The sequence below is a fragment of the Nocardiopsis sp. NPDC055551 genome (genome assembly GCF_053619415.1).
The window spans coordinates 263,413-274,901 of sequence record NZ_JBSHJJ010000010.1 but is presented as its reverse complement, the minus strand read 5'-3'; the positions used below and the strand labels follow the sequence as shown (position 1 = coordinate 274,901).

Sequence of the window (11,489 nt, the reverse complement as noted above, 5' to 3'; positions counted from 1 at the left end):
TCTTGAGCGCTATGAGCAGATCTGCACCCCTGGGAGCGCCGGCCGAGGCGCAGAACGTCCTCGCGATCACACCCTTCCGAAGGTTGTGGGTCTCACTTTCCCTTTCCAGCCTGGGTGACTGGCTGAGCCTTCTGGCACTGGTGTCCCTCGCGGCCATCTTCACCGCCGACGGCTCCACACTCGTTCAGTACCTCGCCATCGCCGGGGTCGTCGCCATCAAGCTGGCCCCCGCGGTCCTGCTCAGCCCCCTGGCGGGGCTCGTGGCCGACCGTCTCGACCGTCGATGGACGATGGTCGGCGGCGACGTCTTGCGCGGCCTTCTGTACGCGTCCATCCCGGTCATGGGCCTGTCGGTCCCCGGGTTCGCGTTGCAGTGGCTGCTGATCGCGGGGCTGCTGGCGGAGATCGTGGCCCTGTTCTGGACCCCCGCGCGGGACGCCACCATCGCCGTTCTCGTTCCCAAACGCATGCTGGGCCAGGCCGGCCGCCTGACCCTGTTGGCCACCTACGGCGCCGCGCCCGTCGCGGCCCTGCTCTTCGCGGCCCTGGCCTCGGTGGGCAACCTCTTGGGCGCGTTGGTGCCGTCCATGGCCGACCCCGCCGCGGACGTCGCCCTCTACCTCAACGCCCTCACCTTCTTCGTCGCCGCGATCGTGGTGGCCGGGCTGCCGCTGCCCAAGCACACCGTGTCCAAGACGTCGCTGAGCCCCAACCGGGACGCGGCGCTGATGAGTGCGCTCGGCAACGGGCGTCGGGCGGTGGGCGCCGGTCCGCTCATCCGAGGCGTGCTCTTCGGGCTCGCCGCCACCGCCGCCGCGGGTGGTCTGGTCATCGGCCTGGGTCGACCGCACGTGGAGAACCTCGGAGCGGGCAACGCCGGCTTCGGTGTCCTGGTGGCCGCGCTCTTCCTGGGCCTGGGCCTGGGCGTGGTCTCCGCGCCGCGCGTGCTCAAGCAGTTCAGCCGTCGCCGCTTCCTCGGACTGTCCGTGGTACTGGCCGCTCTGGCACTGCTCATCGCCGGCGCCGTCACCGACATGGTCCTGTCGGCCGTCCTCGCGTTCGTGCTCGGTCTGGGCGCGGGCCTGGCCTGGGCCACCGGCACCTGGCTGATCAACGTCGAGGTCGAGGAGGACCGACGCGAGAGCGCGTTCGCCCTCCTTCACGCCACCGGACGGGTCGCGCTGCTCGCCGCCGCCGTCCTCGCCCCGATCGCGGCCGGATTCGCCGGGGACCACGAGTTCCCGCTCGGCGGGCCCCTCACCTACTCCCTGTACGGCAGTGGACTGGTCCTACTCGTGGGTGGCCTCATCGCCCTCGCGCTCGGTTTCGTCACCTACCACCAGGCCAACGCCGAGGACCCCGACGCGGGCCCGGGTCTGATCCCGGAGCTGTTCGCCGCCCTGCGCGGGGTCAGCCCACGTACCGAGGAGGCCGAGGAGGCCTCCGTCGCCGGGGCCTTCATCGTCCTGGAGGGAGGAGAGGGCGCCGGCAAGTCCACCCAGGTCCGTGACCTGACCGTGTGGCTGCGCGACCAGGGATTCGAGGTGGTGGGCACCCGCCAGCCGGGCGCCACCAAACTGGGCATGCGACTGCGCGGCCTCCTGCTGGACCGGGAGAACTCGCACATCACCGACCGTGCCGAGGTGCTTCTGTACGCGGCGGACAAGGCCGACCACGTGCAGCAGGAGATCCTGCCGGCGTTGCGCCGCGGCGCCGTGGTGATCAGCGACCGCTACGTCGACTCGTTGCTGGCCTATCAGGGAGCCGGGCGCGACCTGGCGGTCTCCGAGATCCAGGAGATCAGCGACTGGGCCACCCAGGGGCTGGTGCCGACCCTGACGGTGCTGCTGGACGTGCGTCCCCAGGAGGGGCTCGCGCGGCTGGGCGGCCCCGCCGACCGGATCGAGTCGGAGTCGGCCGAGTTCCACGAGCGCGTTCGGAAGGGCTTCCGCGCCCTGGCCGAAGCCGAACCGGACCGCTACCTGGTCCTGGACGCGAGCGAGAGCCGGGAGCGGATCGCCCGTGAGATCCAGCGTCGGGTGCGCCCGCTGCTGCCCGACCCCATCGACGCCGAATCCGAGGCCGTCACCGGCATGATCCCGGTGATCCGACCGGAGTAGCGCCTGGGACGGGGGCTCCACGTGAAGGGGCCTCCCACCGGATCCGCCGATCCGGTGGGAGGCCCCTTCGCTCTTCCGTGAGGGTGTGGCCGTGTCCCGGTCGAGGACCCACCCGACGACCGGGACACGGTGTCCTCGGTCAGGGATCAGTCGACGGAGACCTCTTCGGGGGTCAGCAGGGCCTGGAAGGTGATCGGACCGACCTCACCGTCGGCGTCGATCTCCGCCCCGGTCTGGAAGTCGACCACCGCCGCACGCGTGGCCCCGCCGAACAGACCGTCCATGTCCAGGTCGTAGCCGTGGCCGGAGACCAGCGCGTACTGCACGGCCTTCACCCGGTTGCCCTCGGCGCCCTGGCGGACGATGCCCAGGTCCTCGGTCAGGGCCTCCCAGGTCGGCTCGTCGACGACCCCGTTCGCGTCGAGGCCCTTGTCCCCCTGGTAGTCCGTCACGGCCTCGGTCAGCCGCTCGTCGAACACCTCCGTGGCCTCGGTGACGTCGAGGTAGCCGTACTCCACCAGCAGGAACTTGACGACCGCGACCTCCCAGGTCTCCTGGCCCTCCTCCAGTTCGGGCCACGCGGCGGCCTCGATCGCGGCGACCACCTCGGGCGGCGTGTTCGGTCCGTCCGCCAACGCGGCCGGCGCCCCCGCGAGGCCGAACCCGGCGACCATGGCCCCCGACGCGAACAGCATCGTGATCCCTCGTGCCTTCGACATGTGTACTCCTTTTGTGGTTCGGGCGGCGCCCCCGTCGCGGTCGCCCTTCTACAAGGAGAGATCCGTCGCCCCCGGCCGAGGTTCACCCCGAAACCCCTTCTGACCTGGTCCGGCCCCGATGGCAACCGGAAGGGAAGGGTCGCGTCGGGTTCCCTGGGAGGGAGCGGATCCCCCTCGGATCCGAGCAGGAGGGCCTGTGGAAAACGGTCCGGGCGTCGGTGCCGGCTCCTATCCTGGAGACCGGATCAGTGAGTCGTGGATAGGGGAAGCGCGTGACGGTCTTCGACGACCTCGTCGGCCAACAGGTGGCCGCCGCCCAACTGGGGCGCGCGGTCCAGGGCGCCGCCGACCTCCTCGCCGGGGGACGGGGCGCCGGCATGACCCACGCGTGGCTGTTCACCGGCCCACCCGGCTCGGGCCGCGAGGAGGCCGCGCGTGCCTTCGCCGCGGCCCTGCAATGCCGTGAGGGCGGCTGCGGCCACTGCGACTCCTGCCACCAGGTCCTGACCGGCACCCATCCGGACGTGCTCTACGTACGCCCCAGTGGGCTCAGCTTCGGTGTGTCGGCCACCCGTGACCTGGTGCTGCGGGCCGGATCCAAGCCCTCGGGCGGCAACTTCCGGATCGTGCTCTTCGAGGACGCCGACCGTGCCACCGAGGCCGCGTCCAACGCCCTGCTCAAGGCGGTGGAGGAACCCTCGCCACGAACGGTGTGGCTGCTGTGCACCCCCACCCCGGACGACCTGCTCATCACGATCCGCTCCCGCTGCCGTCTGGTCACCCTGGCCACCCCCGGAACCCGGCAGATCGTCGACTCCCTCGTGCGGCGCGACGGGGTGGACACCGTGACCGCCGAGGCCGCCGCCCGGGCCGCCGCGGGCCGCGTGGACCGGGCCCGGCAACTGGCCACGGAGCCCGAGGCGCGCCGCCGCCGGGAGGAGGTCCTGTCCATCCCGGTCGGGCTGACCGGCCTGGGCGCCTGCGTCACCGCCGCCGCCCGGCTGTACGAGATCGCCGAGGAGGAGTCCAAGGCGCTCACCACGGCGTTGAACGAGAAGGAGAAGGGCGAACTCAAGGCGGCCTTCGGCGAGGGTTCCACCGGTAAGGGTGTGGCCAAGGCCATCCGCGGCGCCGCCGGGGCGCTCAAGGACCTGGAGGAGCGGCAGAAACGCCGGGCCACTCGGATCAAGCGCGACTCCTACGACCGTGCCCTGCTGGACCTGGCCGCCTTCTACCGGGACGTCCTCGCGCTCCAACTGGGCGCGACCGTGGAACTGTCCACCGCGGAACGCTCCGGGGACCTGGAACGGATCGCCCGCTCCGGCCCACCCGAGGCGACCCTGCGCCGGATCGACGCGATCATGGCGTGCCGGGAGCGGATCGCCGCGAACGTGCACCCGCAGATCGCCATGGAGGCCATGACCTCCGCCCTGCTGGCGGGCTGAGAACCGACCGAACGAGAACCGGTCGGGGTCCCTGGAGGGGCCGGGGCCGAGCACACGGCCGGGTCCGCGACAATCGGGACGCGACGTGTTGGACGAGTGGAGGCGGATTCGGGTGGGGCTGAGGGCGCGGGTAGGGGCGACGCTGCTCGGAGTGGTGGTGCTGGTCACCGGCTGCACCTCTGGTGACGATGGGGCCGAAGGCGACGGCGCGGTCACGGGTTCCGTCGACTTCGCCGAGCAGGAACTCGACTGGCGGGAGTGCGACAGCGGTCTGCCCGAGAGCGAGTGCGCGGTCTTCGAGGTTCCGCTGGACTACGAGGAACCGGAGGGGGAACGCATCGAGATCGCGGTCAAGCGTGTACCCGCCACCGGAGACGAGGTGTTGGGCTCCCTGGTGGTCAACCCGGGCGGTCCGGGCGGTTCCGGCCACGACTTCGTGGACCACAGCCCCTACACGCTCAGCCAGACGGTGCGTCGACAGTTCGACGTGGTCGGCTTCGACCCCAGGGGAGTGGGCCGCAGCACCCCTCTGACCTGTCTGGAGGCCGAGGAGATCGACGAGTTCCTCGGTACCGACTACGGAACCGGGCCGGGCGCCGACGACATGGCCGACCTCAGCCCCCAGGGACTGGCCCAGATCGAGGAGGGCAGCCGCGAGTTCGTCGAAGCCTGTGAGGAGAGCGCGCCCGACCTGATGCGCAACATCGGCACCGCCGACGTCGCCCGTGACATGGACCTGCTGCGCGGGCTCCTGGGCGACGAGAAGCTCACCTACCTCGGAGCCTCCTACGGCACCCACATCGGTGCTCAGTACGCCGAGCAGTTCCCCGACAACGTGCGCGCGCTCGTCCTTGACGGCGCGGTCGACCCGGCCCAGGACCAGCTGAGTGTGAGCGTCCAGCAGGCCACCGGTTTCGAGACGGCGCTGCACGCCTTCGTCGGGGACTGTCTGAACCAACAGGACTGCCCGCTCGGTGATTCGGGCGACGGCGTCGACCAGGGGATCGCCGCCCTGGAAGCGTTCTTGGAGGAGGCCGCGACACAGCCGTTGGAGACCACCACCGACGACGGCCGCGAGGTCAACCGGGCCCGCGCCGAACTGGGGGTACTGGCCGCCCTGTACACCGAGAACTGGTGGCCGCGGGTGCGCGAGGCGCTCACCGACGCCATGGAGGGCGGCGACGGCACCGGGCTGTTGTTGCTGGGCGACGACCTGTACAGCCGGGGCGACCTGGACGAGTACGAGAACTCCACCGCCGCGCTCACCGCGGTGAACTGCTCCGACTCCCCGGCCCCACGCGAGGTGGAGGCCTACGCCGAGGCCGCCGCCATGGCGGGGGAGGAATCCCCGGTCTTCGGTCCGATGCTGGCCTGGGGCGCCCTGCCATGCGCGTTCTGGCCGGAGGACGCGGTGGCCGAAACGCCGGACCTGACCGGTGCGGGGGCCGACCCGATCATGGTGGTGGGCACCACCCGCGACTCCGCCACCCCCTACGCCTGGTCCGAGTCGCTGGCCGACCAGCTGGAGTCCGCCTTCCTGGTCACCCGGGACGGCGACGGTCACACCGGCTACCGGATGGGCGACGAGTGCGTCGACCAGATCGTGGACGACTACCTGCTGGAGTTGGCGGTGCCCGAGGACGGGATGGCCTGCGCCCCGAACCTCGCCGGCTGACCGAGACGACCCGGAGCCGCCGGCCGGCTCCGGGTGTGCGGCCCACTCGCGGGAGGCGCTAGACTGGTTCCTGCTTCGGCACGTACGAACGCGTGCCGGTGTGCCGCCTTAGCTCAGTCGGTAGAGCGATTCACTCGTAATGAATAGGTCATCGGTTCGATTCCGATAGGCGGCTCCACCAGAACGCCGTCCCGGTCACGGGGCGGCGTTCTTTTTTCGGCGTCGCGGGGCGGCGGGTGGGGGTGAAAGCGGCGCTACGGTACGAAGCGCCACATTCCCCTTGAGCCCCTCCAGGAGCCGACTCATGCACTCGGTACGCGTGTCGAAGACCGACCCCAACGCCTACCTCTCGCTGTCGGACGCGGTGACGGCCTTTCGGATCCGGAACCTGACGGAGGGCCTCTACCTCCACGTGGAGCCCGGCACCTACGAGGAGGAACGACCGCTCTCCTACCCCGGGCCGCTGATGATCGTGCCCACCCATGGGCCGGAGACCGTGGAACTCGCCGTGGACGGGGACCGCGCGGTGATCGAAACCGAACACCCCCTTGAGCTCTACGGGATGCTGATCCGCTCCAAGAGCCGGGACCGACCGCAGATCGAGGTGCGGGGCGGTGGCCGGCTCAAGGCGGTCGACAGCTGGTTCGTGGGCCGTGTCCCGGTACGTCTGCGAGGGAAGGGCGAAAGCGAGTTCGTCGACTGTCGGTTCGTCGGCACCGGGCTGGAATGGCGTGGTGGAACCGGCCGGATGCACCGTTGCGTCTTCCACCAGGCGGGTATGTCCCTCAGGGAAGGGGCTGCGGTGGTGGCCGACGTACTCCGGTTCTCGGGCTTCGAGGGCGGGGACGTGGGCGCGCCGACCCTGGAGTTCTCTTGGTCTCGGGCGAGGATCACCGACTGCGTGATCATTGATGGCGGGTTCAACGAGACGGCCTCCGTGGACTACGTCGTACGTGCCACCAACGGATCCGTGGTCCACTTCACGGAGCTCTCCATCGAGGACGCCGAGAACAAGGCGATCGGGATCCTGGGCGCGACCACACGCGTCGACTTCACCCGTCTCAGGGTGGCCGGCGGCTTTGCCGGTATGTACACGGTCTACGTCCAAGACTCCGAGCGGGTGGGTTTCACCGACAGCCGGATCCGCCACCCCAAGGGCGCCGGAATGAAGACGTGGAAGGCCACCGTCGTCGTCGATGGGCTGACGGTGGAGGAGACGAAGGACACGAACCTCATGGTGGAGGACGGCGTTCTGGAAGGACGAGGACTCACCCTGCGGCATGGACAGAAGGGCGACCTGCTCAACATGATCCGTTCCCGGGGGCGTCTGAGCGACGTGGAGTTGAGCGACCATCACCCCGCCCTGGTGAGGCAGAGCGACGGGCTGGACTACCTGGAGTTCGGGGCGGTGCATGTGAGTAAGGGGGAACTCGAACTGGAGAACGTTCGGGCTTTCGACCTCGACGGGTGGCTGCTCAGCGTGAGGGGCGGAGACGCCGTGTTGTCCTCGGTGGTCGGGGAACGTCTCACCATGACGGCGGTGGTCACCCAGAGTGGCAGAGCACGGTTGAACGATGTGCGATCGACCCAGGGGACCAGGCTCCAGTTGAGCGTGAACACCGCCGGGTTCCTGGAGGTATCGAACAGTCACTTCGAGGGGTCCGAGTACGGCCTGGCCCGGGCGTACGGTGGTGGTCTCACCCTGCGTTCGACGGTGTTGACCGGCACCTATCAAGAGGGAGTGCTCGTGGAGGGAGCCGGATCGGTCCTGCTGGAGGACTCCGAGATCCGCGACTGCGGAGGGGCGGGGATCGTCGTGCGGGACGAAGCCGGGAAGGTCCGCCTCGTGCGCTCGACGATCGCGGAAACCGGCGGTGCCGGGATCTGGGGAGACAGGGACGCGACCTATGAGTTCGAGGACTCCCTGCTCCGGGACAACGATCTGAACCAGGTGAAGGGCCCCACCGCGGAGCCCGACCCGGAGCCGGATCCCTCCGCCAAGGATTGACTCTCGGTCGGACCTGCGACGACGGGCCGGAACCGGCCAGGCCGGATCGCACCCTCCACGGGTTCGGTGCCCCCGTGAACGCTAGGGTGCGTAACGCACACAGCCCCTCACCTCCGGAGCAGACGCATGCACACGGTCCGCGTGTCCCAGAGCGATCCCGGCGCCTTCCGTTCCCTGGGAGCCGCCGTCCGCGCACCCTTGTACGCGAACACGGACCTGTACCTGCACGTCGATCCGGGACACTACGTCGAGGACCAGATCGTCTCTGTGACGCGGAAGATCCTGGTGGTTCCCACCCAGGGGCCGGGGACCGTGGAGATCGCGCCGAGCACCGACACCAACGTCTTCCGGGTCAGACCCGAGGGGAGGTTGGAACTCTATGGCGTCCGGGTCGAGGGAGCCGACGGTGAGTTCCCGCCGCTCTACGTGGATGAGGGTGCCCACCTCAAGACGGTGGACTGTGTGTTCCACTGCAACGTTCGACTGGGCCTGCACGGTCGTTCGCACGAGGTGGTGAACACCCGCTTCGAGGGCGCCGGGATCTACTGGACCAAGGGCGGTGGGGTCGTCCGCGACTGCGTGTTCAAGGACGCGATCCTCAGTTTGGAGGGTGGCGCCTCGCCCACGGTGGAGCGGGTGCGTTTCCACGGGGGCAGTGAGCACCACCACGCACTGTTCGTCTCCGGCAGTGCGCCCACCATCACCGAATGTGAGATTCGGGACTGTGGTGCGATCGGGTACTACTCGGTTTGGGTGGACAAGGGCGCCCGACCGAAGTTCACCGACCTGACCGTCGAAGGGGACCGCGGATGGCCGGTGCGGGTCACCGGTTCGGGCACCCGGGCGAAGTTCACCCGGTTGCGCGTGACGGGTGGCGCGGAGGGCGGTGACTCGGTGTACGTGCTGGACGGCGCCGAGGTCGAGCTCGACGACGCCCGCGTCGAGAGTGCCCCGACGAACGCGGTGTGCGTGGTGGAGAGCACACTCACCTTCGCCGACCTGGTCGTGAAGGGGGTGGAGGGCGCCGCGCTGCACGCGCAGGAGGGCCGGGTGAACGGCCGGGGTTTCCGTGCCTTCGATCTGGGCGGCAACGCGGGCAACTTCGTCAAGAGCCGGGTGAGCCTGACGGGCCTGGAACTCGCCGAGCACCGGAGCGGGGTCGACGAGGGTTTGTTCGGCGTCTACGTATCCGGTGGGAGCGGTGAGTTCAAAGGGGTACACGGACGAGACCTCAAGGGGGCCTGCTTCGGTGTCCACGACGCTCATGTCTCCGTGAAGGACCTGGTCGGGGAGAGGGTCGCCGGTGGAATCCTGGCCCAGGACGACGCCACCGTCGAGGCCCACGGCGTGGAGATCACCGCGCCAGAGGGCAACACCTTCCACGTCAGTGCCGGCGCCCGGATGGAGGTGACCGACGCCCGGATCGTCGACGGCGCGTTCGACAACGCCTACGTCGAGGGCGCCCGGCTCGTCCTGCGGTCCTCGACCCTGAGCGGAAGTCGAGGACATGGGGTCTCCGTCCTGGAGGGCGGGGTCGCCACCCTGGAGGACACCGAGATCCGGGACGGGGCCATGAGCGGAGTCAAGGTGCTGGACGCCGAGAGTCGCGCCCGGCTGGTGCGGTGCCAGGTCTCCGGGCACGAGGACAAGGGCGTGGACGCGCACGACGAGGCCGTCGTGCACTTGGAGGAGACCGAACTCGCCGACAACAGGGGCGGCGACGAGGTCCGGGCCAAGGCGAGGGCCGCGGAAGGCGCCACCGTCCCCGACGCCCCCACGGGCGAGGCCGGGTCCCTGGACGAGCTGCTCGCCGAACTGGACGAGATGGTGGGCCTGGACGGCGTGAAGAAGGAGGTCCGCTCGCTGGTCGACTTCCAGCGGGTGAGTGCCAAGCGCGCCGCGGCGGGGCTGCCGGCGCTCAACGTCAGCCGTCACCTGGTCTTCTCCGGCCCGCCCGGGACCGGCAAGACCACCGTGGCCCGGCTGTACGGCGAGATCCTGCGCTCCCTGGGCGCCCTGGACAACGGCCAGTTCGTCGAGGTGGGTCGCCAGGACCTGGTCGCCGAACACCTGGGTGGTACCAGCGCCAAGGTCACCCAAGCGGTGGAGCGGGCGCGCGGTGGGGTCCTGTTCGTCGACGAGGCCTACGCGCTGTCCCGGAAGTTCGGTTCGGGCAGCGACTTCGGCCAAGAGGCCATCGACACGCTCATCAAGCTGATGGAGGACCTGCGCGAGGAGGTCGTCATCGTCTTCGCCGGTTACTCCAGCGAGATGCGGACCTTCCTCGACGCCAACCCGGGGCTGCGTTCGCGCGTGGCACGGACGATCCAGTTCGAGAACTACTCACCGGAGCAGCTCACCACCATCGTCGAGACGATGGCGCCCAAGCAGGGCTACACGCTGGGGGAGGGCGTTCGTGAGCTGTTGGTCCGCCACTTCCAGGGGCAGAGCCGGGACGAGACGTTCGGCAACGGACGTGAGGCGCGGCGTCTGTTCGAGGAGATCGTCCAGGCCCAGGCCGGGAGGATCGTCGCCGGTGACGCCAGTTCCGTCGAGGCCCTCGCGCTGATCCTGCCCGAGGACCTGGAAGGTGTCGTGGACACCGGTCTGTCCGCGCGGGTGGGCGGTCCTCGGGACGCCGAACAGACCCGAGAGCTCATGGCCCGCCTGGAGAACATGGTGGGGCTCGCCGGGGTCAAGCGGGAGGTCGCCGACCTCATCAGCCTCATCTCCGCGAACCGACGCCGCGAGGAGGCGGGACTGGCCACCTCGATGTCCTCCCAACACCTGGTGTTCTCCGGTCCGCCCGGGACCGGCAAGACCACCGTGGCGCGCATCTACGGTCAGCTCATGGCGGCCCTGGGCGTGCTCGCGCAGGGGCAGGTGGTCGAGGCCGCCCGAGCCGATCTGGTGGGCTCCTACATCGGCCACACGGCGCAGAAGACCAAGGACGTGTTCGAACGGGCCCGCGGTGGGGTCCTGTTCGTCGACGAGGCCTACACGTTGGCTCGTCCGGGTGGTTCCGGCGGTGACTTCGGTCAGGAGGCCATCGACACCCTGCTCAAGCTCATGGAGGATCACCGTGACGAGGTGGTGGTGATCGCCGCGGGCTACACCGGCGAGATGGATGGTTTCCTGGCGAGCAACCCCGGGCTGGCCTCCCGCTTCTCCCGCACCGTCGAATTCGCTCCCTACGGCGGTGATGAACTACTGAGCATCTTCGTGGGAATGGCCGAAGGAGCCGACTTCTTGGTCCCCGAGGAGACCCGCGCGGCTCTGGCGGAGACCATGGGGCGCGAAGAGGCACGCCTGTCCGACGGCAACGGACGGGAGGTCCGCAAGCTGTTCGAGGCGAGCGTGACCCGGCAGGCGCGCCGGATCGAGGCCGCGGCCCTGGCCGGGGGCGTCCCCGACGTGAGCGAACTCCAGACACTGTCACCGGAGGACGTCGTCGGGTTCTGACCGACCCTGGCCACAAGGGGTACGGGCCGTATCGGGTTCCCGGACCCTGGGGTGGATACG

At 69.7% G+C, this 11,489-nt stretch carries 6 protein-coding genes and 1 tRNA gene; 6 read left to right on the top strand and 1 reads right to left on the bottom strand.

Features of this window, described 5'->3' with window-relative positions; genetic code table 11:
- The first annotated feature begins 11 nt into the window (after positions 1-11).
- The gene (tmk, locus tag ACWGSK_RS19660) at positions 12-2,120 is read left to right on the top strand and encodes a dTMP kinase (protein ID WP_452456385.1); all 2,109 of its coding nucleotides are present in this window, start codon (positions 12-14) and stop codon (positions 2,118-2,120) included.
- Positions 2,121-2,266: 146 nt separating this feature from the next.
- Here the strand turns inward: tmk and ACWGSK_RS19655 are convergent, their stop codons facing one another.
- The gene (locus tag ACWGSK_RS19655; RefSeq protein WP_358514895.1) at positions 2,267-2,839 is read right to left on the bottom strand and encodes a peptidoglycan-binding domain-containing protein; all 573 of its coding nucleotides are present in this window, start codon (positions 2,837-2,839) and stop codon (positions 2,267-2,269) included.
- A 272-nt stretch (positions 2,840-3,111) separates the two neighbouring features.
- Here ACWGSK_RS19655 and ACWGSK_RS19650 point away from each other — a divergent pair, with 272 nt between their 5' ends.
- The 5 genes from ACWGSK_RS19650 to ACWGSK_RS19630 all read left to right on the top strand — a co-directional run bounded on the left by ACWGSK_RS19650 (position 3,112) and on the right by ACWGSK_RS19630 (position 11,429).
- Positions 3,112-4,284 (top strand): DNA polymerase III subunit delta', encoded by a 1,173-nt coding sequence (locus tag ACWGSK_RS19650; RefSeq protein ID WP_452456384.1) that lies wholly within the window; start codon positions 3,112-3,114, stop codon positions 4,282-4,284.
- A 112-nt stretch (positions 4,285-4,396) separates the two neighbouring features.
- Positions 4,397-5,959, top strand: coding sequence for an alpha/beta fold hydrolase (locus ACWGSK_RS19645; protein WP_452456398.1), 1,563 nt, complete (start codon positions 4,397-4,399; stop codon positions 5,957-5,959).
- 102 nt (positions 5,960-6,061) lie between these two features.
- Positions 6,062-6,137, top strand: a tRNA-Thr gene (locus ACWGSK_RS19640).
- Between the two features lie 126 nt (positions 6,138-6,263).
- Complete coding sequence (locus ACWGSK_RS19635) at positions 6,264-7,967, top strand: right-handed parallel beta-helix repeat-containing protein (RefSeq protein WP_452456383.1); 1,704 nt, start codon at positions 6,264-6,266, stop codon at positions 7,965-7,967.
- Positions 7,968-8,093: 126 nt separating this feature from the next.
- Positions 8,094-11,429 carry an AAA family ATPase gene (locus tag ACWGSK_RS19630; RefSeq protein WP_452456382.1) on the top strand — a complete coding sequence of 1,112 codons (3,336 nt, stop codon included), beginning with the start codon at positions 8,094-8,096 and terminating at the stop codon, positions 11,427-11,429.
- Positions 11,430-11,489: the final 60 nt, after the last annotated feature.